The sequence below is a fragment of the Streptomyces sp. M41 genome, from assembly GCF_043673425.1.
Taxonomy (GTDB): domain Bacteria; phylum Actinomycetota; class Actinomycetes; order Streptomycetales; family Streptomycetaceae; genus Streptomyces.
The window spans coordinates 100,929-126,500 of record NZ_JBIMKE010000013.1 but is presented as its reverse complement, the minus strand read 5'-3'; the positions used below and the strand labels follow the sequence as shown (position 1 = coordinate 126,500).

Genomic DNA, 25,572 nt, shown 5'->3' with positions numbered 1-25,572 from the left:
CGTTCACCCGTAGGTCGACGGAAGGTCGGCGGCACCGGCTACTCCATGGGAGCCGCAGACTCCGTAGATCTTCGATCTTCCAGACTTCGAGAAAGATTCACAGACTCATGGCGAACTACACCGCCGCTGACGTCAAGAAGCTCCGTGAGCTCACCGGCGCCGGCATGATGGACTGCAAGAAGGCGCTGGACGAGGCCGAGGGCAACGTCGAGAAGGCCGTCGAGGCGCTTCGCATCAAGGGCCAGAAGGGCGTCGCCAAGCGCGAGGGCCGCTCCGCCGAGAACGGCGCTGTGGTCTCGCTCATCGCCGACGACAACTCCTCCGGTGTCCTCGTCGAGCTGAAGTGCGAGACGGACTTCGTCGCCAAGGGTGACAAGTTCCAGGCCGCCGCCACCGCGATCGCCGAGCACGTCGCCAAGACCTCCCCGGCCGACATCGAGGCCCTGCTCGCCTCCGAGATCGAGGCCGGCAAGACCGTCCAGGCGTTCGTCGACGAGGCCAACGCCAACCTCGGCGAGAAGATCGTCCTGGACCGTTTCGCCCAGTTCGACGACGGCTTCGTCCTCGCGTACATGCACCGCACGATGCCCGACCTGCCCCCGCAGATCGGTGTCCTCGTCGAGCTGGACAAGCCGAACGCCGAGGTCGCCAAGGGCATCGCCCAGCACATCGCCGCCTTCGCGCCGAAGTACCTCTCCAAGGAGGACGTGCCGGCCGAGGTCGTCGAGTCCGAGCGTCGCGTCGCCGAGGAGACCACCCGCGCCGAGGGCAAGCCCGAGGCCGCCCTGCCGAAGATCGTCGAGGGTCGCCTCAACGGCTTCTTCAAGGACGCCACGCTGCTCGGCCAGCCGTACGCGCTCGACAACAAGAAGTCCGTCCAGAAGGTCCTGGACGAGGCCGGTGTCACCCTGAAGCGCTTCACGCGCATCAAGGTCGGCATCTGAGTCCGTACCGCGATCGACGCCCGACCCCGATAGGGTCGAAGGCAGTCGTCCGCGGACGCCGTCACCACGCACGCGCGCGTGACGGACGACAGCAGATCTGACGAGGAGGCCATTGCCGCGCATGGGATGCGAAACACACCCCAACCGGCAGTGGCCTTCTTCGTATGTGCACCACGTAACAAAGGCGGGATCTCGATGACCACCAAGGCCCAGAAGAGCGACGACGGCAAAGTACGCGGCCGGTTTCTGCTGAAGCTGTCCGGAGAGGCCTTCTCCGGTGGCGGGGGCCTCGGCGTCGACCCGGACGTGGTGCACAAGATCGCCCGCGAGATCGCCGCCGTCGTGCGCGACGGAGCGGAGATCGCGGTCGTCATCGGCGGCGGCAACTTCTTCCGCGGTGCCGAGCTCCAGCAGCGCGGCATGGACCGGGCCCGCTCCGACTACATGGGCATGCTCGGCACCGTGATGAACTGCCTCGCCCTCCAGGACTTCCTGGAGAAGGAAGGCATCGACAGCCGGGTCCAGACCGCCATCACCATGGGCCAGGTCGCCGAGCCGTACATCCCGCTGCGCGCCGTGCGCCACCTGGAGAAGGGCCGCGTGGTCATCTTCGGCGCCGGTATGGGCATGCCGTACTTCTCCACCGACACCACCGCCGCCCAGCGCGCCCTGGAGATCGACGCCGAGGCGCTGCTCATGGGCAAGAACGGCGTGGACGGGGTCTACGACGCCGACCCCAAGACCAACCCCGACGCGGTCAAGTTCGACTCCCTCGGCTACGGCGAGGTCATCACGCGCGACCTCAAGGTCGCCGACGCCACGGCGATCACCCTGTGCCGCGACAACAAGCTGCCGATCCTCGTCTTCGAGCTTCTGACGGAGGGCAATATCGCGCGCGCCGTCAAGGGTGAGAAGATCGGCACGCTCGTGGGTGAGCAGGGCAGTCAGGGCTGACGCCCGAGAACCACCCCGTCCGGGGGACGGACGGGACGGACCCGGACCGGGGGATGGACAATGTCCTGCCGGTCGGGAACCGTGCAGGAAGAAGACGCGACGCAGCCGGCCGCCGCCCCCCACCCAGGAACCGCAGCCGGGCCTTTACTCAAGACACGCAGGAGCAAGTGGTGATCGAAGAGACCCTCCTCGAGGCCGAGGAGAAGATGGAGAAGGCCGTCGTGGTCGCCAAGGAGGACTTCGCCGCGATCCGCACCGGCCGTGCGCACCCGGCGATGTTCAACAAGATCGTGGCCGACTACTACGGTGCGCCGACGCCGATCAACCAGCTGGCTTCGTTCTCCGTGCCGGAGCCGCGCATGGCCGTCGTGACCCCGTTCGACAAGAGCGCGCTGCGCAACATCGAGCAGGCGATCCGGGACTCCGACCTCGGCGTCAACCCGAGCAACGACGGCAACATCATCCGGGTGGTGTTCCCCGAGCTCACCGAGGAGCGCCGTCGCGACTACATCAAGGTCGCCAAGGGCAAGGCCGAGGACGCGCGCGTGTCCATCCGCTCGGTCCGCCGCAAGGCCAAGGACGCCATCGACAAGCTGATCAAGGACGGCGAGATCGGCGAGGACGAGGGCCGGCGTGCGGAGAAGGAGCTCGACGACACCACGCACAAATACGTCGCTCAGGTGGACGAGCTCCTGAAGCACAAGGAAGCGGAGCTGCTCGAGGTCTGATGAACGACTCTTCCTGGAGGTCGCCGACCGGGGCCGGGCAGGCCGGGTACTGGGCGCCCACCGAGCGCGGATCTGTCCAGGGGGCTGCCCCGGCGGGTCCCGCGTACGATGCGCCTGAGGCGCAGCAGACTCGCCCCATGCCCATCGTGCCCGAGGTACCCGCGTACGGCGGAGACCAGGATGACGACCGGGGGGCCGCTCGGCTGAGCGGCCCCTTGTTCCGCGACCAGCCACCGCAGACGCGGTCCTACGACTCGCCGCAGGTGCGGCCTTACGACTCGCCGCAGGCGCGGCCCTTCGAGGCGGCGCCGCAGAATCCGGAGCCCATGCCCGACGCCCCGCAGCCGGCGCCCCAGCCGCAGAAGAAGAGCGCGGGGCGCGACCTGGGTGCGGCCATAGGGGTCGGCGTCGGGCTCGGCGTGGTGATCGTCGCGTCGCTGTTCGTCGTCAAGGCCGTGTTCGTCGGCGTGGTCGCGGTCGCCGTCGTCGTGGGTCTGTGGGAGCTGACCAAGCGGCTCGAGGAGCGCAAGGGCATCAAGGCGCCACTCGTCCCGCTCGCTGTCGGCGGTGCGGCCATGGTCGTCGCCGGATACGTCCGGGGTGCCGAGGGTGCCTGGGTGGCGATGGCGCTCACCGCGCTGGCCGTACTGGTCTGGCGGATGACGGACCCGCCCGAGGGCTACCTCAGGGACGTCACCGCGGGCGTCTTCGCGGCGTTCTACGTCCCGTTCCTGGCCACGTTCGTGGCGATGATGCTCACCGCCGACGACGGGGCCTTCCGGGTCCTCACGTTCCTGCTCCTGACGGTGGTCAGCGACACCGGCGCCTACGCCGTCGGGTGGCGCTTCGGCAAGCACAAGCTGGCTCCGCGGATCAGCCCGGGCAAGACCCGGGAGGGGCTGCTCGGCGCGGTGAGCTTCGCGATGGTGGCGGGCGCGCTGTGCATGGAGTTCCTGATCGACGACGGAAGCTGGTGGCAGGGCCTGCTGCTGGGTCTCGCCGTCGCGGCCAGCGCCACGCTGGGTGACCTCGGCGAGTCGATGATCAAGCGGGACCTGGGCATCAAGGACATGGGCACGTTGCTGCCGGGGCACGGCGGGATCATGGACCGGCTGGACTCGTTGCTGCCCACTGCGCCCGTGGTGTGGCTGCTTATGGTGATCTTCGTCGGATCGGCCTGACCGGACCGTGACAGGAAACCCCCGCTCGTCGCGAGCGGGGGTTTCTTCTGCGAGGGCGCACTGCGATGGTGCCCCCCGCTCCCAAGTGGGACGATTCCGGTGTACGTACGTCATCGAAGGCATCCAAAAGGGGGTCGTCATGACCGCCATCCGAGAAGTCGTCGACGTCGACTGCACGCCGGACGAGCTCTACGCGTACGTCACCGACCCGTCCCACCTGCCGGAATGGCAGCTGAGCGCGGTCTCGGCGGAACGGCTCGACGAGGGGCCCGTCCAGACCGGCTCCCGGATCCGGGTCACCCGCCGGATCGGGAACCGCCAGGTCCCGATGACCGTGGAGTTCGACGAGCTGGACCCCCCGCACAGCTGGGATCTGCACGGCGTGGACGGCCCGGTCCGCCCCCGCACCCACGGCGAGATAGAGCCCCTAGACGACGGGCGCCGCTCCCGCCTCACGATCGACATCGACTTCGAAGGGCACGGTCTGGGCAAGGCCCTGATCCCCCTGGTCGTCCGTCCACAGGTTCGCAAGGAACTGCCCCGCGACGAACAACTCCTCAAGACCAGGTTGGAGCGCCCGGGCGGCTGAGGGCGGACGACGAGGACCGGTGCGGCGGACACGCGGGCCGGGCCACGCACACAGGGCACGTGTGTGCCGTCAGACCCGCGCTCCTCGCCCGGCCAGATCGATGATCTTCCCTGGTCGGAGACCGCAGCCGTAGCCCACGTCGACCATGGCTCGGTAGCGCTCGCTCGGGCAGGGCGGCTCGGACCTCTCATGCCTGCCCGAGCCGTGCCCGGCCCGCTGCTCACACCTCTCCCGGCTCACCCTCTTCGGCGTCCGCTACCGGATTGGCCACGCCCAGCAGGGCGAGACAGACGTACAGCACCGTGTCCTCCAGGGCAGGGACCTCACCGATGCGCCCTTGGCGCAGACAGCGGCAGACAGCTTCGTATGTGGCGTCTGCGGCGGCCATGTAGGTCTCAGGGGGGACACGGCGGCGGCCGGGAATCTTGGCGTGCCAGGCGCGCATCGTCTGGGCGAACCAGGAGCGGCAGGAGTCCTGGTGCTCCCGCGCTCGGCCGCCGGCCGCCGCCGTCTCCAGGAAGAACGCCACGGCGAAGTCCGGCTCTTCGGCGATCAGCTCGAGATAGGCACGGATAGAGGCACGAAACGTCGCCACTGGAGAGAGCGACTGCGCCGACGAGCGCGCGAACGACGCCTCGAGCCGCTTGACCATCAGCTCACGGCCTATGTCCGCCGCGGCGATAAAACACTCTTCCTTGTCCGCGAACAGCTCGTAGAACGTCTTGCGCGACACGCCCGCCCGTGCCGTCACATCGGCCACGGTCGCGGCGATGTAGCCCTTTTCAGCCACCACGACCGTCATCGCATGGAGCAGCCGCTGGCGCTGCGAGCCCGTCACGAGCTCACGCGCGAGCCCGTGCGGCCCGCGAGGAAGGTCGGTCAGACTCGGCTGCAGCAGCGGCCGGAATGAATCTTTCATGGGTGAGAAACATTTTGGTACACGTTATATACGCGAGTGTTTCTGATGTTGTGTCACATGGTCCGGAAGCAGTAGCCCACTCCCGAAGTAGGAGCCCACCCCATGAGAAAACCGACTGCCCCCTCGGCGTTGACCGTCTTGCTGGCGGCCCTCGCAGGGACCGTTGCCGTTGCCCCGTCCCCTGCGCAAGCAGCCACCGCGCCCGCGACCTTCACGGTCGACTCCACCGAAGACGCCGTGGATGCCAACGCGTCCGACGGGGTCTGCCGCACCGCCACCGGAACCTGCACCCTGCGCGCGGCTGTCATGGCCGCAAACGCCCGGCCCGGCAGCACGATCGAGTTACCGGCCGCCCGTTACCGGCTGACCATTCCGCCCAATCCCGACCATCTCAACGGGCGCACCGCCGACCCGACCACAGGCGATCTGAACATCCTCGAGCCGACCACCGTCCTGGGAGCCGGGGCGCGGACGACCATCATCGACGCCGACCACATCGATCGGGTCTTCCGCATGGGTGCCGACACCTCGCTGTCCGACCTCACCCTCACGGGAGGAGACGCCAAGCAGCGGGAAGTACCCATTACCGACCCCGGCGGAGGTGGCATCGCCAACAGCAAGAAGATGACGCTGCGCCGGGTGACCGTGACGGGGAACCGTGCCGGCTACGGAGGAGGCATCTTCAACATCCCCGGCTCCCATCTGACGCTGATCGAGAGCACCGTCAGCCGCAACACAGCGGGTGAGGCCGGAGGCATCCGGTTCGACGACACCGGTACCGTGGTCAATTCCACGATTGCCGACAACCGTGTGACCGACGACTGGGACCGTCCGGGCAGCCTGTCCGGCTATGGCGGCGGCATCGACATACGAGGCCGCGGCCTGGTGGACATCCGCAATTCCACGATCACCGGCAACACCGCCACCGACGGCGGCGGCGGGATCAATATCGCCCCCGCCTACCTGGACAGCCTGCCCGGGCCCATCACCGACCCCATCAACCTGCCGCTGGGTCACCTCGCCCTGCAGAACACCATCATCGCCGAGAACACGATCGGCCAGGCCACCAGCGACTGCAAGCGCGTCTTCGCCACCATCGAGTCCCGGGGCAACAACCTCGACAGCGGAAACAGCTGCCACCTCACGGCCGAAGGCGATCTCCCCAGCCGTGATCCCCACCTCGCGCCCCTCGGTGACAACGGCGGACCGACAGACACCGTGGCACTGCTGCCCGGCAGCCCCGCCCTCGACACCGCCTCCGGCTCCGACTGCCCCTCCGCAGACCAGCGCGGCGTCCTGCGGCCTCAAGGGCCGGCGTGTGACATCGGGGCCTTCGAGTACCGGAAGTGATTCCGTCTGCCGAGGATGTGAGCCCACATGTGGCTACTCGGACGCGCGGTGGACGAGCACCCGCTCATAGATCACAAGGAACGGCGCCACAATCCGGAGGCCTCCGCAGGCGTTGCGCTACGGGTTGTGATCAGCACCACGCCAGCCATAAGAGCGCCGATGTAAGCGAGCCCGGTGACCCACGACGGGATAGGGGCTAGGTGGAAAAGCTTGCTGGGCTTGCCCATGGTGAGGCCGTTCCCTTCTCTTGGGAGCATGGGCCACCCGCATGTGTGTGAGAGCGCGCGCGGGTGGCCTGGAACGTTCGCCGAGATCGGCCAGGATGCCCGACTCACCGGTAGCTACGAGCGGCGGCGACGCCTCTGCGGGACATGCTGATCATGCGAACGGGGACAGCCCCTTGCCCTCTAGATGGCGAGCAACGAGTCAAGGCATGCGTCCGGCGTGGCCAGATCAGCACGGAAGAACGAGTCCTCGCCGAGCGGCCCACCGCTGACGATGACCATCCATGCCGCCCGTCGCTCAATGACTCGGTCACCGTCGACCTTGAAGACGGTCGTGACGCCGCGCTCGGCCAGCCACTTCATCAGTTCAAGCACGTCCACTCGACCCCCTCCGGAGCGATCATCCCATCCCTAGGGCGTGCCCCCTGGGCCGTGCGAGGCCGACCATCGACGCCCGGCGGCGATCACGCGTGACCACCCCCACCCCGCTCCGTCCCGGGCCCCCACAGTTGATCTGCCACACTGGAAGGGTTATGCCTGCACCCGGAGAACTCACTTTCGTCGCCCCCCGCGGAGCCAAGAAGCCGCCGCGGCATCTTGCTGATCTCACGCCCGGTGAGCGTAAGGACGCCGTCGCTGCGATCGGGGAGAAGCCGTTTCGTGCCAAGCAGCTCTCGCAGCACTACTTCGCGCGGTACGCGCACGAGCCGGAGCAGTGGACCGACATCCCCGCCGGGTCGCGCGACAAGCTGCGGGAGGAGCTGTTTCCCGAGCTCATGAGCGTCGTACGGCATCTGTCGACCGACGAGGGCACCACGCGCAAGACGCTGTGGCGGCTGTTCGACGGGACGCTCGTCGAGTCCGTGCTGATGCGGTATCCGGACCGGGTCACCATGTGCATCAGTTCGCAGGCGGGGTGCGGGATGAACTGCCCGTTCTGTGCGACCGGGCAGGCGGGGCTGGACCGGAATCTGTCGACCGCCGAGATCGTCCATCAGATCGTGGACGGGATGCGGGCGCTGCGGGACGGGGACGTGCCCGGCGGGCCCGCTCGGCTGTCCAACATCGTCTTCATGGGGATGGGGGAGCCGCTCGCCAACTACAACCGGGTCGTGGGGGCGATCCGGCGGCTGACCGATCCCGAGCCCGACGGGCTGGGGCTGTCCCAGCGCGGGATCACCGTGTCGACCGTCGGGCTGGTCCCGGCCATCCACCGGTTCGCCGACGAGGGCTTCAAATGCCGGCTCGCGATCTCGCTGCACGCCCCCGACGACGAGCTGCGCGACACCCTCGTCCCCGTGAACACCCGGTGGAAGGTGCGCGAGGTGCTGGACTCCGGGTTCGAGTACGTCGCCAAGTCGGGGCGCCGGCTGTCCATCGAGTACGCGCTGATCCGGGACATCAACGACCAGGCCTGGCGTGGTGACCGGCTCGGGCGGCTGCTCAAGGGCAGGCCCGTGCATGTGAATCTGATTCCGCTGAACCCGACGCCCGGATCGAAGTGGACCGCCTCCAGGCCGGAGGACGAGAAGGCGTTCGTCGAGGCCATCGCCGCGCACGGGGTACCGGTGACGATCCGGGACACCCGTGGTCAGGAGATCGACGGGGCGTGCGGTCAGCTCGCCGCGACCGAGCGGTAGTCTGACCGTCGTAAGAACATCTTCATATTCCGACAGGGGAGCGCCACAGCGCTGAGAGTGCGGCACCGGCCGCAGACCCTCCGAACCTGGCCCAGGTCATTCTGGGTAGGGAGATCGGTCACCACTCGAGCTGTTGCGCCCTGCCCGGAGCCCTCAGGGGACCCGGGCGGGGCCGCGTCTCTTCCTGGTCACCCCAGGAGGAACTAGTGAGCATCACCAAGAAGGCCACGGCCCTCGCCGTCGGGCTCGGTCTCGTCGCGCTGCCCGCGCTGAGCGCCTGCGGGTCGTCCGACGGGGACGGCGGCGACGCCGGCGGCGGCGGTTCCAAGACCGTCACGCTCGTCAGCCACAACTCGTGGGCCGTGTCCAAGGACGTCCTCGCCGCGTTCGAGAAGCAGTCCGGCTACCAGGTCAAGGTCCTGGAGGACGGCGACGCCGGGCAGGCCGTCAACAAGGCCATCCTCACCAAGGACAACCCGCAGGGCGACGTCTTCTTCGGCGTCGACAACACCCTGCTCTCGCGGGCTCTCGACAACGGGCTGTTCCAGTCGTACGAGCCCAAAGGCTACGACACGGTCCGCCCCGAGTTCCGGGTCGACGAGGACGAGCACCGGGTCACACCCGTGGACACCGGCGACATCTGCGTCAACTACGACAAGGCGTACTTCAGCGAGCACAAGCTGACCCCGCCCACCTCGTTCGACGACCTGATCAAGCCCGCGTACAAGGATCTCCTCGTCACCGAGAACGCCTCCACCTCCTCGCCCGGCCTCGGCTTCCTGCTCGGCACCGCCGCCCGGTACGGGGACGACAAATGGCAGGACTACTGGAAGAAGCTGAAGGCCAACGGCGTCAAGGTCGTCGACGGCTGGGAGCAGGCCTACAACGAGGAGTTCTCCGGGTCCGCCGGCGGCAAGAAGGCCAAGGCCGACCGGCCGCTCGTCGTGTCGTACGCCTCCTCGCCGCCCGCCGAGGTGATCTACGCCGACCCCAGGCCGAAGACCGCGCCGACGGGTGTCGCGAGCGGCACCTGCTTCCGGCAGGTCGAGTACGCGGGCCTGCTCAGCAACGCCGGCAACGCCGAGGGCGGCAAGGCGCTCCTGGACTTCCTGCTGACCAAGACGTTCCAGGAGGACATGCCGCTGAACATGTTCGTCCACCCGGTGCGCGAGGGCGCACAAGTGCCGCCGGAGTTCGCGAAGTACGGCCCGCAGGCCAAGGATCCCGAGACCATGGACCCGGCGAAGATCGCCGACAACCGTGACGACTGGGTCAAGTCGTGGACCTCGCTCGTACTGAAGTAACCCCCGGTGAGGGCGCCCCGCGGACGGGCGCCCCCCGCAGGGGACGCGCGCGGAGCGCGGCGGTGCGGCTCGGCCTCGTCGCCGTGCCCGTCGCGTTCTTCGCGGTCTTCTTCGCCTACCCCGTCACCGCGATCGTCGCGCGCGGTCTGAAGGCCGACGGGGTCTGGCAGTTCGGACGGCTCTTGGAGGTGCTCGGGCAGCCCGATATCCGGCACGTCCTGTGGTTCACCACCTGGCAGGCGCTCGCCTCCACCGCGCTGACCCTGCTGATCGCGCTGCCGGGCGCCTATGTCTTCGCCCGCTTCGACTTCCCCGGCAAGCAGATCCTGCGGGCCGTGGTGACCGTGCCGTTCGTGCTGCCGACGGTTGTCGTCGGTACGGCGTTCCTCGCGCTGGTCGGCCGCGGCGGACTCCTCGACGAGCTGTGGGGCGTACGGCTCGACACGACCGTGTGGGCGATCCTGCTCGCGCATGTCTTCTTCAACTACGCCGTCGTCGTACGGACGGTGGGCGGGCTGTGGGCACAGCTCGACCCGCGGCAGGAGGAGGCCGCGCGGATGCTCGGGGCGTCCCGCCTCACGGCCTGGCGTACCGTCACCCTGCCGGCGCTCGCCCCCGCCGTGGCCGCCGCCGCGCTCATGGTCTTCCTGTTCACCTTCACCTCCTTCGGCGTGGTCCAGATCCTGGGCGGCCCGGCCTTCTCCACCCTCGAGGTGGAGATCTACCGGCAGACCTCCGAGATCTTCGACCTGTCCACCGCCGCCGTACTGACGGTCATCCAGTTCCTGGCGGTGGGCGCGATCCTCGCCGTGCACGCCTGGACCGTACGGCGGCGGGAGAGCGCGCTGCGCCTGGTGGACGCGTCCGTGACCGCGCGGCGTCCACGCGGGGCGGGACAGTGGGCGCTGCTGGCCGCAGTCCTGGCCGTCGTCGTGGTGCTCCTGCTGCTGCCGCTGGCCGTGCTGGTGCAGCGCTCGCTCGACGCGCCCGATTTCGGCTACTACCGGGCGCTGACCGATGCCGACGGCGGTGTCTTCCTCGTCGCCCCGATCGAGGCGATCGGCAATTCGCTGCAGTACGCCGTCGTCGCCACCGCCATCGCCGTGCTGATCGGCGGTCTGGCCGCGGCGGCGCTCACCCGGCGGGACGCGGGCCGGTTCGTACGCGGCTTCGACGCACTGCTGATGCTGCCGCTCGGGGTGTCCGCGGTGACGGTCGGCTTCGGATTCCTGATCGCCCTGGACGAGCCGCCGCTGGACCTCAGGAGCACCTGGATCCTGGTGCCGCTGGCCCAGGCGCTGGTCGGGGTGCCGTTCGTCGTGAGGACCATGCTGCCGGTGCTGCGGGCCGTGGACCATCGGCTGCGTGAGGCGGCCTCGGTGCTGGGTGCCTCGCCGTGGCGGGTCTGGCGGGAGATCGATCTGCCGATGGTGCGGCGGGCGCTGCTGATCGCGGCCGGGTTCGCCTTCGCGGTGTCGCTCGGCGAGTTCGGGGCGACGGTGTTCATCGCGCGGCCCGACAATCCGACGCTGCCGGTCGCCGTGGCGCGGCTGCTGGGGCGGGCCGGCGAGCTCAACTACGGCCAGGCGATGGCCCTTTCGACGGTACTGATGGTGGTGTGCGCGGTGGCGCTGCTGGTGCTGGAGCGGCTGCGCACCGACCGGACCGGGGAGTTCTAGATGCTGCTGAGCCTTGCGGGGGCGACCGTCCGCTTCGGTGGGCGGGCGGTGCTCGACGCCGTCGACCTGGATGTCGCCGAGCATGAGATCGTCTGTGTGCTCGGGCCCAGCGGCAGCGGCAAGTCGACGCTGCTGCGGGCGGTGGCGGGGCTTCAGGCCCTCGACGCCGGGCGGGTGGTGCTGGACGGGCGGGACCAGGCCGGGGTGCCCGCGCACAAGCGGGGCGTAGGGCTGATGTTCCAGGACCACCAGCTCTTCCCGCAGCGGGACGTCGGCGCCAACGTGGCCTTCGGTACGCGGATGCAGGGCGCCTCGAAGCACGAACAGTCCGCGCGGGTACGGGAGTTGCTCGAACTCGTCGGGCTGCCGGGGGCCGCCGGCCGTGCCGTCGCCTCGCTGTCCGGCGGGGAGCAGCAGCGGGTCGCGCTGGCGCGTGCGCTCGCGCCCCGGCCGCGGCTGCTGATGCTGGACGAACCGCTGGGCCAGCTCGACCGTTCGCTGCGAGAGCGGCTGGTCGTGGAACTGCGGGAACTGTTCGGCCGGTTGGGCACCACCGTGCTGGCCGTGACACACGACCAGGGCGAGGCCTTCGCGCTCGCCGACCGGGTCGTGGTGATGCGGGACGGGCGGATCGCGCAGAGCGGCACGCCGCTGGCGGTGTGGCAGCGGCCGGTGGACGAGTTCGTGGCGCGTTTCCTCGGGTTCGACAATGTCGTCGAGGGCACGGTCGCCGGGGAGGCCGCCGACACCCCCTGGGGGAAGCTCCCCGTCGGTGAGGGCGCCGCCCAGGGCACGCGGGCGGTGCTCGTACGGCCGGCCGGGGTGCGGCTCGTGGCCGCCGACGAGGGGCTGCGCTGCACGGTCGCCGCGCGAACGTTCAAGGGCACCCATGTCGCCGTGCACCTCCAGCCGGAGGGTGCGCCGCGCCTGGAGGCGGCCTGTGCGCTGCGGGAGGCGCCGGAGGTCGGGGACGTGGTCGGCGTGGAGTTCGACGCCGCCGAAATTGTCGTGCTGGGCTGATCATCATGTGCGTAGGGTGCGGGCATGACGTCACTTCCGTACGCTCGCTACTGCGATGAAATCGCCCACCAGATCGGCCTGTTGAGGGCCGTCGTGACTTCCGGCGCCGATCTGTCGGTGACGGTGCCGACCTGCCCCGACTGGTCGCTGGAACAGCTCGTCCGGCACACCGGCGGCGCCCTTCGCTGGGTCGAGGCGACCGTGCGGACTCGCGCCGAGGAGGAGATACCCGAGGAGCGGGTGCCCGGCTTCGAGGGGCCCGAAGGCGAAGGCGACGCCGCCGCGCTGGACGCCTGGCTCGCCGAGACCGGCGAGATGCTCGTCGGGACGCTGCGGGAGGCCGGCCCGGACGCCAAGGTGTGGGGGTGGGCGGGGATCCTCAACGCCGGTTTCTGGGCCCGCCGTATGACGCATGAACTCACCGTCCACCGCGCGGACGCGACGCTGGCCGCCGGACAGCCCTACGAGGTGGCGCCGGACGTGGCCGCCGACGCCATCGACGAGTGGCTCCAGATCGTCGAGTGGGCCCAGCGGACCCTTCCGGACGACCCGGCGCGGGAGTTGCGTCTGCCGGGGAGCAGCATCCACCTGCACGCCACCGACACCGGCCCCGACGTGGACGCGGAGTGGCTCATCGACCTGTCCGGTGACGTCATCGCCTGGCGTCGCGGCCACGAGAAGGCGACCGTCGCGCTGCGCGGCCCCCTCACCGCCGTGCTGCTCGCCTTCTACCGCCGGCTGCCGCTGGACAGCCCCGAGGTGGAGGTGCTCGGCGAGCGGGAGCTGCTGGAGTTCTGGCTGGAGCGGGCCACCTTCGGCTGACGTCACCCGGGAAAGGCGGCGGGCCCGCCCCCGGCGATGGGGACGGGCCACAAGGGTGTTGCGCGTGCGGGTGGGTCAGCGGTCGTCGTTGCTGTTCGCCCCGCGGCGGCGCAGGCCGAAGAAGATCGCGCCACCGCCGACGGCCACCAGGGCGACCGCGATGCCGGCGATCATGCCGGTGTTGGAGTTCGCACCGGTGTCGGCGAGGTTGGAGTCACCGGCCGCCGGGGACGGCACGTTGCTCTCGGTGTCCGCGGGGGCGGTGCTCTCGCTCTCCGAGGGCGCCGGGGTGGGCGTGTCGGTCTCCTCGGCCGGGGTCGAGGCGGAGTCCGACGGGGTGGGGGCGTCGGACGAAGCCGGCGGCTTCTCCTCCTCGTCCTTCTTGCAGGCCGTGGACGGCGTCGTCAGGTTCGGCTCGATGTCCTCGTCGACATAGCCGGGGGCCTTGACGTGGATGCGGTACTCGGCGTCCGGCTTCCAGTCCTCGGCGAAGGTGATGGTGACACCCTCGCGCGAGCCCTTGACCACCTGCTCGCCGACCTTCTTCAGGTCGGCGCCGTTGTTCTGGAGGAACACGCTGACGGTCGCCGGGATACCGCTGGGGTCCACGTCGGTGACGGTGATGACGCCCTTGCCGCCGTCGCACTTGGCTTCGGCGGAGAATTCACTGATGTCGCACGCGAGCGCGTTGCCCGCGAGGCCGAGCGCCAGCGCGGCCGACGCGGAGGCAACACCCAGGGCGCGCACGGAACGTGCGACGGTACGGCGGTTCATGGACACGTTTGTCCTTACGAGTTGCAGCACAGCGGGGGGTCGAGCGGAGGCGGCGATGTGGTGTCGCCGTCCCCAGGAGTCTCACTGGTTTATAAGCGTGACATAAGAAGTGTCAACGCATATGCAGTCAACAGACGTTGGCTTTGCCCTCTCATTAACCGCCGAGACGTTTCAACGCGGCCGGAGCCTCCTCGATCCGGTCGACCAGGGCGATCCGCGACTCCATCGAACGCTCCCGCGCCAGCGACTTCAGCAGCGGCCACGCCGGCAGCTTCTCGGTCCAGTGCGCCCGGTCGACCAGGACCATGGGCGTGGGCTCGCCCCGCGACTCGTAGTAGTTCGGCGTCGCGTTGTCGAAGATCTCCTGTACGGTCCCGGCGGCGCCCGGCAGGAAGACGACACCCGCGTTCGAGCGGGCCAGCAGGCCGTCCTCGCGGGTGGCGTTGGCGAAGTACTTGGCGATGTGCGAGGCGAACGGGTTCGGCGGCTCATGGCCGTAGAACCAGGTCGGGATGCCGACCGAGCGGCCCCCCTTCGGCCAGCGGGCGCGCACCTCGAAGGCGGCCGTCGCCCACCCGGTGATCGAGGGTGTGAAGCCGGGTGCCTCGGCCAGCAGCAAAAGGGCGTCGGCGAGCATGTCGTCGCCGTAAGGGGCGGCGTACGCGCCGAGGTTGGCGGCCTCCATCGCGCCGGGTCCGCCGCCGGTGGCGACGGTGAAACCGGCCCGGGCCAGCTCCCGGCCGAGCCGGGCGGCACCCTCGTACGCCGTGGTGCCGCGGCGCATCGCGTGGCCGCCCATGACGCCCACCACCCGGGTGCCGGACAGGAGTTCGTCGAGCGCGTCCGAGACGGAGTCGTCGTGGACCGCGCGGAGCATGGAGGCGTATATGTCCCGGTCCGCCTTGGTCCGCTGGAACCAGGCGTACGCCTTCGCGTCGGGCGTCGCCTCGTAGCCGTCCGGCAGGGACGCGAAGAGCTCGTCGGGGGAGTAGACATGCCCTCGGTAGGGGTCGAAGGGCAGGTCCGGTATGGGCGGGAAGACCAGGGCGCCGTCCGCGCGGATCTTCACCGCCGCGTCCTCGCGCATCGGGCAGCCGAGGAAGACGGAGCCCGCGGTGTCCGTGGTGAGAAGTTCGCGCGTACGGTCCGTCAGATCGACCGCCTGGACACGGAATCCGGCCAGGCTGCCGCGCGAGGCGACGGTCGCGTCGAACTCCTCGAGGGTCTCGATCTCACGGTCGTCGTGGTGGGCCGCATGGGCGGGCATCGTCTGCACCCGCCCATGCTAGGTCCGGAGTTCCGGCGGGCGGGGCTCAGCCTTCGATGGCCGCGGGGTCCATCCAGATGACCTCCCACGTGTGGCCGTCGAGGTCGTCGAAGGAGCGCCCGTACATGAAGTCCATGTCCTGGACCCGGTCCGAGGCGGTGCCGCCGGCGGCGACCGCCCTGTCGACCAGCTCGTCCACCTGTGCGCGGCTCTCGGCGCTGAGCGCGATCAGCACCTCGCTGGTGCGGGTGGCGTCCGCGATCTCCTTCGAGGTGAAGGTCGCGTAGAACGGCTTGGTGAGCAGCATCGCGACGATGGTGTCGCTGATCACGACCGAGGCCGCGTTCTCGTCGCTGAACTGCGCGTTGAGCGAGTAACCGAGCTCCGTGAAGAACTTCTTCGAGGCGTCGAGGTCGTTCACGGGCAGGTTCACGAAGATCATCTGCTGGTAGGCCGTGGTCATCGGAGTCTCTCCCATCGGGGTGTGTGCTGTTCGATGGGGTAGACCGGGGGTCCGTCCGGAACTCATCGCCGTCGGGAGATTTTTTCTCCGACGATTTTTCCGGCGGCCCCGACGGGCCGTCAGCGCGCCAGCGGTACGGCTGCCAGCTCGGCCACGATCAGGGTGAGCGGACCGAAGACGGCCAGCAGGACACCGGCCCGCAGAGCGGCGGCGCTGCGCAGCAGCGTCGTGGGGGCGCCGAGGCGCAGCAGGGCGGCCGTGGTCTCGGCGCGGTCCTGCTTGGCCTCCACGGCGGCCGTGAGCAGCGTACCCACGGTGCAGGAGGTCACCAGGGCGACGCCGACGGCGGTCAGCGGGCCGAAGGGCGGGGCCGCCGCCGTGCCCGACAGGGGCGCCATGGCGTACGCGGCGGAGGCGGCGGCGCACACGATGCCGAGGGGGCGGCCGATCCGGGTCGCCTCGTCCATCAGCACCCGGCCGGCCAGCAGCCGCAGGGCGCCGGGCCGCGCGGACTGCAGGAGACGGCCGCACAGGTGGGTGAGGCCCGGAGCGGCCAGGGCGAGACCGAGCGCGGTGAGCAGCCAGCCGACGACGACCCCGGCGGGACCGGTGGGCAGCACGGCGGGCATGGTGAGCGCGGTGCCGGTCGCCGCGCGGCCGGCGTAGGACTCGACGGCGAGGCCCGCGGCGAGGACGGCGACGCCCCAGGGCAGCCCGGCGGGGGGCTTGCGGAGGGTCGGGAGGCCGACGAGGTGCTGGTCGTCGGCCGGGCGCCCCAGGCTGTCGGTCCAGGCGACGTCCTGGGCGGTGGCCGGTGCGGTGGCCGGGGCGCGGGTTTCGCCTGCAGGGGTGTGCTCGGCGCCGTCAGCCTGCGGGCCGGGCCTCGCCTCCGAGGTCCGGTCGCCCTGCGCGGACGGGGAAGCCTGGCTGTGCACGGCCGGGGCCGTCTCGCCGTGCGCCGGCGGCTCGGCTCGGCCGCCCGCCGCGTGAGCGGAGCCGGTGCCGTTCCCTGCCTGCGCCGGGCCGGTGCCGTTCTTCGCGGCGCCGTTCGCCGCCGCCTGGCCCCGCCCGAGATGCGTCCCGAACCTCCCGTACGCCCCGAACGTCTCCCGCGCCCCCGCCCTGCCGTACGCCCCGAATCGGCCGTACGGCCGACCCGCGGCCCGTGGTCCGGTGGGCCCCAGCTCCTTCGGGCGCAGGGCCAGCGCCACCGTCACCGACGCGATCGCCGGTACCAGCGCCAGCAGGGTCACGGTGGCCGGCAGCGGCAGTGGGCTGTCCGCCGCGAGGAACTCCGCCGCGGCGCCGTCGAAGGGCATGCCCGTGAGGTCGCCGCGCAGATGGAGGAAGAACAGCAGGGCGAGCATCGAGCCGAGGGTGCAGGACAGGGCCGTGGTCGCCGCCGAGACGGCCATCAGCCGGGCCGGGCCCAGCCCGATCGCCGAGAGCCCGGGGCGCGGGCTGGTGCCGGGGTCGGTCCGGGCCACCGCCACCGCGAAGTGGATCGTCGCGGCCAGCGGGGGCACGCACCAGGCCAGCCGCAGCAAGGAGGCGGCGGGGGAGTCCGCGTGGGACATGGCGTAGCCCAGAGCGCACAGCAGCAGGAAGCCGGTCCCCGCCGAGGCCGCCGTGACCAGCAGACGGCGCAGCTGTACGGCGGGCTGGGCGCTGCGGCTCAGGCGGAGAGCGAGCACGCGGCCCGGCCTTCCGACTCGCTGACCGGGGGCAGGTGCACCGTGTTCACGCGCCGCCCGTCCAGGAGGGCGACGGTGCGGTCGGCGAGCGGTGCCGCGTCCGGGTCGTGGGTGGCCAGGACGACGGTGATGCCGTGCGAGCGGGCCGCGGTCGTCAGGGTGCGCAGGACCTGGACGCGGTCGGCGCGGTGCAGCGGGGCCGTCGGCTCGTCCGCGAACAGGACCGTGGGCGAGGGGGCCAGCGCCCGGGCGATGCAGACGCGCTGCCGATCGGTCTGGACCAGCTGGTGCGGGCGCTTACGGGCCACCTCGCCGACGTCCAGGCGCTCCAGCCACTCCAGCGCGGCCGCCTTGGCACGGCGGCGGCTGGTGCCGCGCAGCATCAGGGGGAGCGCGGCGTTCTCCCAGACGTTCAGTTCCGGGAGCAGGGAGGGGGCCGGGTCGATCCAGCCGAAACGGTCGCGGCGCAGCCGTTCGCGGGCCATCGGATTCATGGTGTGCACGGGCACGCTGTTGAACCAGACCTCGCCGCGCCCGACCGCCGCGAGACCGGACAGACACCGAAGGAGGGTCGTCTTGCCGCTCCCGCGCGGGCCGACGACGGCGAGGACCTCACCCTCCTGGACACCGAGCGAGACACCGCTGAGGGCCGGCGAGCCGTCGTTGTACGTGAAGTGCAGGGCGCGCGCCCAGAGCACGTCGTTGTCCGGCGGGGCCACCATGACGTACACCTCGCTTCTGATCCGTTTCCCGTACCTGATCCCCCGTGCGGGGGAACGAAGGCTCGGCCGATCGGTCACAGGAACGCTAGGCAGCCGTAACCCGGAGCCCGGACAGCACACGGCCCCGGGCCGCCGTTCTCACTCGAACGGGCGGCACCGGGGCCGGTGTTGATCATCCAGACGGAAGATCACCTTCCGCCGGTCGGCGGGGTGACCGGGACCGCCGCGACGGCCGGGGGCGTCACAGCTTGGTCCATGCCTCCGACAGCGTCGCGCGCAGGATCTGCTCGATCTCGTCGAAGGTCTCCTGGTTGGAGATCAGCGGCGGGGCGAGCTGCACGACCGGGTCGCCGCGGTCGTCGGCACGGCAGTACAGGCCGTTGTCGTAGAGGGCCTTGGAGAGGAAGCCGTACAGGACGCGCTCGGTCTCCTCGTCGTTGAAGGACTCCTTCGTCGCCTTGTCCTTGACGAGCTCGATGCCGTAGAAGAAGCCGTTGCCGCGGACGTCGCCGACGATCGGCAGGTCGTGCAGTTTCTCCAGGGTGGCGCGGAAGGCGCCCTCGTTGTCGAGCACGTGCTGGTTGAGGCCCTCGCGCTCGAACAGGTCGAGGTTGGCCAGGCCCACGGCCGCGGAGACCGGGTGGCCGCCGAAGGTGTAGCCGTGCAGGAAGGTGTTGTCGCCCTTGTAGAAGGGCTCCGCGAGGCGGTCGGAGATGATGCAGGCGCCGATCGGGGAGTAGCCCGAGGTCATGCCCTTGGCGCAGGTGATCATGTCCGGGACGTAGCCGAACTTGTCGCAGGCGAACGTGGTGCCCAGGCGGCCGAAGGCGCAGATGACCTCGTCCGACACCAGCAGCACGTCGTACTGGTCGCAGATCTCGCGCACCCGCTGGAAGTAGCCGGGCGGCGGCGGGAAGCAGCCGCCGGCGTTCTGTACCGGCTCCAGGAAGACCGCGGCGACCGTGTCCGGGCCCTCGAAGAGGATCTGCTGCTCGATCTGGTCGGCGGCCCAGCGGCCGAAGGCCTCCGGGTCGTCACCGAAGATCGGGGCGCGGTAGATGTTGGTGTTCGGGACCTTGTGCGCGCCGGGGACCAGCGGCTCGAAGGGGGCCTTGAGGGCCGGCAGGCCCGTGATGGACAGCGCGCCCTGCGGGGTGCCGTGGTAGGCGACCGCGCGGGAGATGACCTTGTGCTTGGTGGGCTTGCCGGTCAGCTTGAAGTACTGCTTGGCGAGCTTCCAGGCGGTCTCCACCGCCTCACCGCCGCCGGTGGTGAAGAAGACCTTGTTCAGGTCGCCCGGCGCCTGGTCGGCAAGCCGCTCCGCGAGCTCGACGGCCTTCGGGTGGGCGTAGGACCAGACCGGGAAGAACGCCAGCTCCTGCGCCTGCTTGAAGGCGGTCTCGGCCAGCTCGACACGGCCGTGCCCCGCCTGCACCACGAACAGGCCGGCGAGACCGTCGAGGTAACGCTTGCCCTTGTCGTCGTAGATGTAGGTGCCCTCGCCCCGGACGATGGTGGGAACGGGGGAGTTCTCGTACGAGGACATGCGGGTGAAGTGCATCCACAGGTGGTCGTACGCGGTCCTGCTGAGGTCCTGAGGGCTGTTGGTGCTCACGGTTATCGGGTCCTCACGGTTATCGGGTTCCCCACATGTAGGTCTGCTTCTTGAGCTTGAGGTAGACGAAGCTCTCCGTCGAACGCACGCCGGCGACGGCCCGGATGCGTTTGTTGATGACGTCCAGCAGGTGGTCGTCGTCCTCGCAGACGATCTCCACCATCAGGTCGAAGGACCCGGCGGTCATCACCACGTACTCGCATTCGGACATGGCGGTCAGAGCGTCGGCCACGGACTCCACGTCGCCCTCGACGTTCACACCGACCATCGCCTGCCGGCGGAAGCCCACGGTGAGCGGGTCCGTGACGGCGACGATCTGCATGACGCCCTGGTCGAGCAGCTTCTGGACCCGCTGGCGCACGGCCGCCTCGGACAGGCCCACGGCCTTGCCGATGGCGGCGTACGGCCGGCGGCCGTCCTGCTGGAGCTGTTCGATGATGGCGAGGGAGACGGCGTCCAGCTGGGGACTGCCGCCGTTCCTGGACTCGCGGGAGTCCCTTGGGTCTGCGCTTCGACTGGCCACGACGTCACTGTGCACGACGTCTCGACAGTTCCGCAAGGTCGAGGCGATGAAATTCGTTGTTTACGTGACTGAGACCTGCGGATTTCGCAGATGTGGCGCCGGTGGGGGTGTTGAAAACGTGGGCTCCCCGATTAGGGTGGGTGTCTCAGAGAATGGACAGCTCTACCTGACAGGAGGCCGGCAGTGAGCACCGAGCTGCGTCGTCTGCGCAACTACATCGACGGTGAGTTCCGGGACGCCGCCGACGGACGGACCACCGAGGTGGTCAACCCCGCGACGGGCGAGGCGTACGCGACCGCGCCGCTGTCCGGGATGGCGGACGTGGACGCCGCCATGGAGGCCGCCGCCCGGGCCTTCCCCGCCTGGCGTGACACCACCCCCGCCGAGCGCCAGAAGGCCCTCCTGAAGATCGCGGACGCGTTCGAGGAGCGGGCCGAGGAACTCATCGCCGCCGAGGTGGAGAACACCGGCAAGCCGACCGGGCTCACCCGGTCGGAGGAGATCCCGCCGATGGTCGACCAGATCCGCTTCTTCGCGGGTGCGGCGCGGATGCTCGAGGGCCGCTCGGCCGGTGAGTACATGGAGGGCCTGACCTCGATCGTGCGCCGCGAGCCGATCGGCGTCTGCGCGCAGGTCGCGCCCTGGAACTACCCGATGATGATGGCGGTGTGGAAGTTCGCGCCGGCCCTGGCGGCGGGCAACACCGTCGTGCTGAAGCCGTCGGACACCACGCCGGCGTCGACCGTGCTGATCGCCGACATCATCGGTTCGGTCCTGCCCAAGGGCGTTTTCAACGTCATCACCGGTGACCGTGAGACCGGCCGCCTGATGGTGGAGCACGACATCCCCGCGATGGCGTCGATCACCGGCTCGGTGCGGGCCGGCATGCAGGTCGCCGAGTCCGCGTCGAAGGACCTCAAGCGGGTCCACCTGGAGCTGGGCGGCAAGGCGCCGGTCGTCGTCTTCGAGGACACCGACATCGCCAAGGCCGTCGAGGACATCTCCGTCGCGGGCTTCTTCAACGCCGGACAGGACTGTACGGCCGCCTGCCGCGTCCTCGTCCACGAGGCGATCCACGACGAGTTCGTCGCCGCCCTCGCGAAGGCCGCCGCCGACACCAAGACGGGTCAGCCGGACGACGAGGACGTGCTCTTCGGTCCGCTCAACAACCCCAACCAGCTCAAGCAGGTCGAGGGCTTCATCGAGCGGCTGCCGGCGCACGCGCGCGTGGAGGCCGGTGGCAAGCGGGTCGGCGACAAGGGCTACTTCTTCGCGCCGACCGTGGTCTCGGGCGTGAAGCAGGACGACGAGATCATCCAGAAGGAGGTCTTCGGGCCGGTCATCACCGTGCAGTCCTTCTCGGACGAGGCGCAGGCCGTGAAGTGGGCCAACGGCGTCGAGTACGCACTCGCGTCGTCGGTGTGGACCAAGGACCACGGGCGCGCGATGCGGATGTCCAAGGCGCTGGACTTCGGGTGTGTGTGGATCAACACGCACATTCCGCTGGTCGCCGAGATGCCGCACGGCGGGTTCAAGAAGTCGGGCTACGGCAAGGATCTTTCGGCCTACGGCTTCGACGACTACACCCGGATCAAGCACGTGATGACGTCCCTGGAGGCGTAGTTCGCACACCGCAGCCCCGGACCGGCCACCAAGTGCCGTCCGGGGCTGCGGTGTTTTCGGGTGACAAGGTGTCCGGCCGGGGCCCTCTCGCTCGACACGGCGTCGATTGCCCGGCCGGGTGCCGTGGCCGCATGCTGCGGCAATGGTCCCTCCATCGAAGAGCTCCTTGCCGTCCCGCCGGAACCTGCTGCGTGCGCTCGGTGCCGGTGCGGCGCTGGGCGGCCTCGCCGGGTGCGGTGTGCCCGCCGCCTATGTGCCGCCCGCCGAGCGGGCCGCCGCTGATCTCTCCGCCACCGACAAGCGGCTGACCTGGGCGAACTGGCCGCTCTACATCGACACCGATGACACCGACGCCCGGCGGCGGCCGACGCTGGACGCCTTCCGTGAGCGCACGGGCATCGCCGTCGACTACATCGAGGAGATCAACGACAACGACGAGTTCTTCGGCAAGATCAGCCCTTCCCTGATGAACCATCAGCGCACCGGGCGCGATCTCATCGTCATCAGCGACTGGATGTGCGCCCGGTTCGTACGGCTGGGCTGGGTGCAGGAGATGGACCGGGCCCGTCAGCCGAACGTGACGAAGTACCTGGACCCGCTGCTGCGTTCACCGGCCTTCGACCCGGGCCGGAAGTTCACCGTGCCATGGCAGTCCGGCATCACCGGCATCGCGTACAACCGCCGCCGGCTCGGCCGCGAGATACAAGGCGTGGCCGACCTGTGGGCGAGCGACCTCAAGGGCCGGGTGACCCTGCTGTCCGGCCTCGACGAGGCATTCGCGCTGCTCATGCAGGGCAACGGCATCGACATCACCCGGTGGACCGCCGACGACTTCCACACCGTCTGCGACCAGGTCGAGCGGCAGGTGCGCAAGGGCCAGATCCGCCGCTTCACCGGCAACGACTACATCAAGGACCTGTCCAGCGGCGATGTACTGGCCTGTCAGGCCTACTCCGGTGACGTCATCCAGCTCCAGGCGGACGACCCCGACATCCGCTTCGTCGTCCCCGAGGAGGGCGCCGAACTGTGGTCGGAGTCCTTGATGGTCCCCAACCTGGCCCGCCACAAGACCAACGCCGAGCGGCTGATCGACTACTACTACGAGCCCGAGGTCGCCGCCGAACTGGCCGCATGGGTCAACTACGTCTGCCCGGTCCCGGCCGCCCAGGACGTGCTGGCCTCCGCCAAGGACGAGGAGAGCGCCGCCCTCGCCGAGGACCCGCTGATCTTCCCGGACACGAAGATGCGTGAACGCCTCGCCATCGCGCGGGACATCACCGCCCGGGAGCGGACGGACTTCGCCAAGCGGTGGAACGCCGTCGCCGGGCTGTAAGGCGCTCACACCGCCTGCGTCGTCGGCACCGCCCACACCGTCTGGGGTCGTTGGCGCTGCCTGCTCCGCCTGCGCTGCCCTCTGCCCGCGCTGCCTGCGGTCGTTGGCGCTGCCCGTGCTGCCCGCACCGCCTGCGTCGCCCGCGCCCATCGCCCCGACTGCTCCGACCGCGCCGTCACCGCTGGTGATGCCGGTGGTGTACGGCCGTGCGGCCCACCGATGCCGCCAGTTTGCGCAGCCGGCGCCAGTCCAGGCGGGCCTTGCGGCGAGGGACCCCGGGGCGTCTGCGGGGGACGCGGACGCGCAGGGCGCCGGGTGCGATACGGCAGCGCACCGGGGCGGGCAGCAGCAGGGCCTCCCCGTCGAGGCCGGCCTCGATCTCTGCGCGATCGGCGTCCACGACCACCTCGGTCGCGGTGAGGATCGTGAGGCCATGCGGGTGGGGCGCCAGGAGGAGCGCCGCGGCCTGGGCCGCGTTGTCCACCCGGATGCCGAGGACCCCGAGCACCCCGCCGTCGAGGCGGTCGCGGTAGCCGAGGCCGAAGGGATCGTCCGTGCGGTAGACGTTGTTGCTGATCAGGACGGCTTGCGGAGTCTCGAGCGTGGTGTCGGCGGCACGGGCGGTCAGTTGGGGGCCCTGCTCGCCGAGGAGCAGGTCGGGCAGCAGCTCCAGGCTGGTGCCGATCTTGTCGTCGCGGTAGCCGGGACTCTGGACGATGGCCGCGTACGCCCCGAAGGAGGCGTTGTTGACGAAGGGCCGCTCGCCCGCGAACCCGAGGTCGACACGGAGTTCCACGCCGTCGGTGAGCGCGTCGAGGCAGGTGGAGGGGTCCTCGCGGTCCAGACCGAGGTCCATGGCGAAGTGGTTGCGGGTGCCCGCGCTGATGACCAGGAACGGCAGGTCGTGCTCGGCGGCGACGGCCGCGACCAGCGCCTGGGTGCCGTCTCCGCCCGCGACACCGAGCAGGTCCGCACCGTTGGCCACGGCTTTGCGGGCCAGCGCGGTGACGTCCTGCTGCTGTTCGGGGTCGAGGAGGACGACCTCGGCACCGAGCGCCTCGGCCTTCTCCTTGAGGGCGAACTGCACCACCTTCCCGCCGCCCGAGCGAGGGTTCATGATCAGGAAGGGGCGCCGCACGGGCGGTGCCTTGCGCTCCCGCATCACCCGCACCCGCGAGCTGCCCGTGCCCCGCAGTGCGTAACGCCCGCTCCAGACGGCCACGGTCCACAGCGCCACGGACGCCAGCAGCGACCAGAAGAGGGTGGCCGCGAACAGGGCGACGAGGGCGGCCGGCACCGTCATCGCCACCAGGGCGGCGACCCAGCGCAGCGGCCCGCGCAGGGTCAGCGTCCACCACACCGCGACCGCGCTGACGGCCAGGCCCGCAGCACCGGCCAGCAGGAGCAGGACACCGCCGACGCCGCCGTACAGCAGGGGTACGAGGAGTGCGAGCCCCGCGGCGAGAAGCGCCGCACGAGCCGCCCACCGCTGCTTGAGATAGGCGCGCCCGCTCAGGTCGAGGGCCATTCTTCCTCCGTTCGCCCGGGACATCGTAGGACCGTTCCGTAACCGGATGCACCGCCGTGGCCGGGTCAATCCTCCGTCCGCCGAACCCCGCTTTTGAACATGTTCAACTCAGGCGTACGCTACGTCCATGAGCGACAGAGCCGCCCTGCTGAAGGGCATCCGTGTCTGGCTGGTCTTCTTCGTCGTCTGCCTGGTGCTCAGCGGCGCCACGGCGTTCCCCCTCGTTCATGAACTGCGCTGGACCGAGGAGCTGTTGCGCACCCTGTCCGTGCCGGAGCACCTGCCCGGTCTCATGGACTGGATCGAACGCGTCCGGCGCGGACTCGACACCGCGGACGCCGACCACCCCTTCCTCCTCTACGGCACCGACTGGCTGGCCTTCGCCCATCTCGTCATCGCGGTCGCCTTCTACGGCCCCTACCGTGACCCCGTGCGCAACATCTGGGTCGTCGAGTTCGGGATGATCGCCTGCGCGGGCATCGTCCCGCTCGCCCTCATCTGCGGGCCGATCCGCGGCATCCCCTTCTGGTGGACCTTGATCGACATCTCCTTCGGCGTCTTCGGAGTGATCCCGCTGCATGTCGTACGGAAGAAGATCAAGCGGCTGGAAGCGCTGACGGCGACCGTGCCGGCAGTGCCTGCGGGGGCCGCGGTGAGCGGCTGAACGCCGGGAAGG

Annotated in this window: 24 protein-coding genes and 1 riboswitch; of the genes, 14 read left to right on the top strand and 10 right to left on the bottom strand. The window is 70.0% G+C overall.

The window, feature by feature from the left end; genetic code table 11:
- The first annotated feature begins 107 nt into the window (after window positions 1-107).
- The 5 genes from tsf to ACHBTE_RS18340 all read left to right on the top strand — a co-directional run bounded on the left by tsf (window position 108) and on the right by ACHBTE_RS18340 (window position 4,396).
- Window positions 108-944, top strand: a complete 837-nt coding sequence (gene tsf, locus ACHBTE_RS18360; protein ID WP_394724988.1) for a translation elongation factor Ts — start codon at window positions 108-110, stop codon at window positions 942-944.
- 195 nt (window positions 945-1,139) lie between these two features.
- Complete coding sequence (gene pyrH / locus ACHBTE_RS18355) at window positions 1,140-1,898, top strand: UMP kinase (RefSeq protein WP_394724986.1); 759 nt, start codon at window positions 1,140-1,142, stop codon at window positions 1,896-1,898.
- Between the two features lie 170 nt (window positions 1,899-2,068).
- Window positions 2,069-2,626: a ribosome recycling factor gene (gene frr / locus ACHBTE_RS18350; RefSeq protein WP_147994035.1), complete on the top strand. Its 558-nt coding sequence runs from the start codon at window positions 2,069-2,071 to the stop codon at window positions 2,624-2,626.
- Window positions 2,626-3,807 (top strand): phosphatidate cytidylyltransferase, encoded by a 1,182-nt coding sequence (locus ACHBTE_RS18345; RefSeq protein WP_394724985.1) that lies wholly within the window; start codon window positions 2,626-2,628, stop codon window positions 3,805-3,807. The genes frr and ACHBTE_RS18345 overlap by 1 nt, the downstream gene beginning before the upstream one ends.
- Before the next feature lie 139 nt (window positions 3,808-3,946).
- A complete protein-coding gene (locus ACHBTE_RS18340; protein ID WP_394724984.1) occupies window positions 3,947-4,396 on the top strand; it encodes an SRPBCC family protein in 450 nt (149 codons plus the stop codon).
- Window positions 4,397-4,616: 220 nt separating this feature from the next.
- Here the strand turns inward: ACHBTE_RS18340 and ACHBTE_RS18335 are convergent, their stop codons facing one another.
- The gene (locus tag ACHBTE_RS18335) at window positions 4,617-5,315 is read right to left on the bottom strand and encodes a TetR/AcrR family transcriptional regulator (RefSeq protein ID WP_394724983.1); all 699 of its coding nucleotides are present in this window, start codon (window positions 5,313-5,315) and stop codon (window positions 4,617-4,619) included.
- Between the two features lie 102 nt (window positions 5,316-5,417).
- Between ACHBTE_RS18335 and ACHBTE_RS18330 the strand changes: the two genes are divergently transcribed.
- Window positions 5,418-6,665: a choice-of-anchor Q domain-containing protein gene (locus tag ACHBTE_RS18330; RefSeq protein WP_394724982.1), complete on the top strand. Its 1,248-nt coding sequence runs from the start codon at window positions 5,418-5,420 to the stop codon at window positions 6,663-6,665.
- A gap of 407 nt (window positions 6,666-7,072) precedes the next feature.
- On the opposite strand, the gene ACHBTE_RS18325 is transcribed toward ACHBTE_RS18330, so the two are convergent.
- Window positions 7,073-7,270 carry a hypothetical protein gene (locus ACHBTE_RS18325; RefSeq protein WP_394724981.1) on the bottom strand — a complete coding sequence of 66 codons (198 nt, stop codon included), beginning with the start codon at window positions 7,268-7,270 and terminating at the stop codon, window positions 7,073-7,075.
- Window positions 7,271-7,422: 152 nt separating this feature from the next.
- On the opposite strand from ACHBTE_RS18325, the gene rlmN reads away from it, so the two are divergent.
- The 5 genes from rlmN (at window position 7,423) to ACHBTE_RS18300 (ending at window position 13,354) form a co-directional block, all read left to right on the top strand.
- A complete protein-coding gene (gene rlmN, locus ACHBTE_RS18320) occupies window positions 7,423-8,529 on the top strand; it encodes a 23S rRNA (adenine(2503)-C(2))-methyltransferase RlmN (RefSeq protein WP_394724980.1) in 1,107 nt (368 codons plus the stop codon).
- A gap of 24 nt (window positions 8,530-8,553) precedes the next feature.
- A riboswitch (TPP riboswitch) is annotated at window positions 8,554-8,659 on the top strand.
- Between the two features lie 76 nt (window positions 8,660-8,735).
- Complete coding sequence (locus tag ACHBTE_RS18315) at window positions 8,736-9,833, top strand: thiamine ABC transporter substrate binding subunit (RefSeq protein ID WP_394724979.1); 1,098 nt, start codon at window positions 8,736-8,738, stop codon at window positions 9,831-9,833.
- The gene (locus tag ACHBTE_RS18310) at window positions 9,809-11,512 is read left to right on the top strand and encodes an ABC transporter permease (protein WP_394724978.1); all 1,704 of its coding nucleotides are present in this window, start codon (window positions 9,809-9,811) and stop codon (window positions 11,510-11,512) included. Before ACHBTE_RS18315 ends, ACHBTE_RS18310 begins: the two co-directional genes overlap by 25 nt.
- A complete protein-coding gene (locus ACHBTE_RS18305) occupies window positions 11,513-12,532 on the top strand; it encodes an ABC transporter ATP-binding protein (RefSeq protein ID WP_394724977.1) in 1,020 nt (339 codons plus the stop codon).
- 24 nt (window positions 12,533-12,556) lie between these two features.
- Window positions 12,557-13,354 carry a maleylpyruvate isomerase family mycothiol-dependent enzyme gene (locus tag ACHBTE_RS18300; protein ID WP_394724976.1) on the top strand — a complete coding sequence of 266 codons (798 nt, stop codon included), beginning with the start codon at window positions 12,557-12,559 and terminating at the stop codon, window positions 13,352-13,354.
- A gap of 75 nt (window positions 13,355-13,429) precedes the next feature.
- Here the strand turns inward: ACHBTE_RS18300 and ACHBTE_RS18295 are convergent, their stop codons facing one another.
- The 7 genes from ACHBTE_RS18295 to ACHBTE_RS18265 all read right to left on the bottom strand — a co-directional run bounded on the left by ACHBTE_RS18295 (window position 13,430) and on the right by ACHBTE_RS18265 (window position 20,427).
- On the bottom strand, window positions 13,430-14,128 hold the full coding sequence (locus tag ACHBTE_RS18295; protein ID WP_394724975.1) for an LAETG motif-containing sortase-dependent surface protein: 699 nt from the start codon (window positions 14,126-14,128) through the stop codon (window positions 13,430-13,432).
- A gap of 154 nt (window positions 14,129-14,282) precedes the next feature.
- Complete coding sequence (locus tag ACHBTE_RS18290; protein ID WP_394724974.1) at window positions 14,283-15,404, bottom strand: LOG family protein; 1,122 nt, start codon at window positions 15,402-15,404, stop codon at window positions 14,283-14,285.
- A gap of 37 nt (window positions 15,405-15,441) precedes the next feature.
- On the bottom strand, window positions 15,442-15,858 hold the full coding sequence (locus ACHBTE_RS18285) for a VOC family protein (protein WP_394724973.1): 417 nt from the start codon (window positions 15,856-15,858) through the stop codon (window positions 15,442-15,444).
- 119 nt (window positions 15,859-15,977) lie between these two features.
- Window positions 15,978-17,552 carry a hypothetical protein gene (locus tag ACHBTE_RS18280; protein ID WP_394724972.1) on the bottom strand — a complete coding sequence of 525 codons (1,575 nt, stop codon included), beginning with the start codon at window positions 17,550-17,552 and terminating at the stop codon, window positions 15,978-15,980.
- Window positions 17,534-18,274 (bottom strand): ABC transporter ATP-binding protein, encoded by a 741-nt coding sequence (locus ACHBTE_RS18275; RefSeq protein WP_394724971.1) that lies wholly within the window; start codon window positions 18,272-18,274, stop codon window positions 17,534-17,536. Before ACHBTE_RS18275 ends, ACHBTE_RS18280 begins: the two co-directional genes overlap by 19 nt.
- Window positions 18,275-18,515: 241 nt before the next feature.
- On the bottom strand, window positions 18,516-19,889 hold the full coding sequence (locus ACHBTE_RS18270) for an aspartate aminotransferase family protein (RefSeq protein WP_394724970.1): 1,374 nt from the start codon (window positions 19,887-19,889) through the stop codon (window positions 18,516-18,518).
- 19 nt (window positions 19,890-19,908) lie between these two features.
- Entirely contained in the window at window positions 19,909-20,427 is a 519-nt protein-coding gene (locus tag ACHBTE_RS18265) for an Lrp/AsnC family transcriptional regulator (protein WP_394724969.1), read from the bottom strand.
- A gap of 168 nt (window positions 20,428-20,595) precedes the next feature.
- Here ACHBTE_RS18265 and ACHBTE_RS18260 point away from each other — a divergent pair, with 168 nt between their 5' ends.
- Window positions 20,596-22,035 carry a gamma-aminobutyraldehyde dehydrogenase gene (locus tag ACHBTE_RS18260; protein ID WP_394724968.1) on the top strand — a complete coding sequence of 480 codons (1,440 nt, stop codon included), beginning with the start codon at window positions 20,596-20,598 and terminating at the stop codon, window positions 22,033-22,035.
- A gap of 142 nt (window positions 22,036-22,177) precedes the next feature.
- Window positions 22,178-23,368 carry a spermidine/putrescine ABC transporter substrate-binding protein gene (locus ACHBTE_RS18255; protein WP_394724967.1) on the top strand — a complete coding sequence of 397 codons (1,191 nt, stop codon included), beginning with the start codon at window positions 22,178-22,180 and terminating at the stop codon, window positions 23,366-23,368.
- A 175-nt stretch (window positions 23,369-23,543) separates the two neighbouring features.
- On the opposite strand, the gene ACHBTE_RS18250 is transcribed toward ACHBTE_RS18255, so the two are convergent.
- Window positions 23,544-24,896, bottom strand: a complete 1,353-nt coding sequence (locus ACHBTE_RS18250; RefSeq protein WP_394724966.1) for a diacylglycerol/lipid kinase family protein — start codon at window positions 24,894-24,896, stop codon at window positions 23,544-23,546.
- Window positions 24,897-25,023: 127 nt separating this feature from the next.
- On the opposite strand from ACHBTE_RS18250, the gene ACHBTE_RS18245 reads away from it, so the two are divergent.
- Window positions 25,024-25,560 (top strand): hypothetical protein, encoded by a 537-nt coding sequence (locus ACHBTE_RS18245; protein WP_394724965.1) that lies wholly within the window; start codon window positions 25,024-25,026, stop codon window positions 25,558-25,560.
- Window positions 25,561-25,572 lie beyond the last annotated feature (12 nt).

What these genes read in the sequence shown, in the direction of transcription:
- tsf (WP_394724988.1), top strand. Translation starts at nt 108, where the DNA reads ATGGCGAACTACACCGCCGCTGACGTCAAGAAGCTCCGTGAGCTCACC.
- pyrH (WP_394724986.1), top strand. Translation starts at nt 1,140, where the DNA reads ATGACCACCAAGGCCCAGAAGAGCGACGACGGCAAAGTACGCGGCCGG.
- ACHBTE_RS18345 (WP_394724985.1), top strand. Translation starts at nt 2,626, where the DNA reads ATGAACGACTCTTCCTGGAGGTCGCCGACCGGGGCCGGGCAGGCCGGG.
- ACHBTE_RS18340 (WP_394724984.1), top strand. Translation starts at nt 3,947, where the DNA reads ATGACCGCCATCCGAGAAGTCGTCGACGTCGACTGCACGCCGGACGAG.
- ACHBTE_RS18335 (WP_394724983.1), bottom strand. Translation starts at nt 5,315, where the DNA reads ATGAAAGATTCATTCCGGCCGCTGCTGCAGCCGAGTCTGACCGACCTT.
- ACHBTE_RS18330 (WP_394724982.1), top strand. Translation starts at nt 5,418, where the DNA reads ATGAGAAAACCGACTGCCCCCTCGGCGTTGACCGTCTTGCTGGCGGCC.
- rlmN (WP_394724980.1), top strand. Translation starts at nt 7,423, where the DNA reads ATGCCTGCACCCGGAGAACTCACTTTCGTCGCCCCCCGCGGAGCCAAG.
- ACHBTE_RS18305 (WP_394724977.1), top strand. Translation starts at nt 11,513, where the DNA reads ATGCTGCTGAGCCTTGCGGGGGCGACCGTCCGCTTCGGTGGGCGGGCG.
- ACHBTE_RS18300 (WP_394724976.1), top strand. Translation starts at nt 12,557, where the DNA reads ATGACGTCACTTCCGTACGCTCGCTACTGCGATGAAATCGCCCACCAG.
- ACHBTE_RS18295 (WP_394724975.1), bottom strand. Translation starts at nt 14,128, where the DNA reads ATGAACCGCCGTACCGTCGCACGTTCCGTGCGCGCCCTGGGTGTTGCC.
- ACHBTE_RS18285 (WP_394724973.1), bottom strand. Translation starts at nt 15,858, where the DNA reads ATGACCACGGCCTACCAGCAGATGATCTTCGTGAACCTGCCCGTGAAC.
- ACHBTE_RS18275 (WP_394724971.1), bottom strand. Translation starts at nt 18,274, where the DNA reads ATGGTGGCCCCGCCGGACAACGACGTGCTCTGGGCGCGCGCCCTGCAC.
- ACHBTE_RS18255 (WP_394724967.1), top strand. Translation starts at nt 22,178, where the DNA reads ATGGTCCCTCCATCGAAGAGCTCCTTGCCGTCCCGCCGGAACCTGCTG.
- ACHBTE_RS18250 (WP_394724966.1), bottom strand. Translation starts at nt 24,896, where the DNA reads ATGGCCCTCGACCTGAGCGGGCGCGCCTATCTCAAGCAGCGGTGGGCG.
- ACHBTE_RS18245 (WP_394724965.1), top strand. Translation starts at nt 25,024, where the DNA reads ATGAGCGACAGAGCCGCCCTGCTGAAGGGCATCCGTGTCTGGCTGGTC.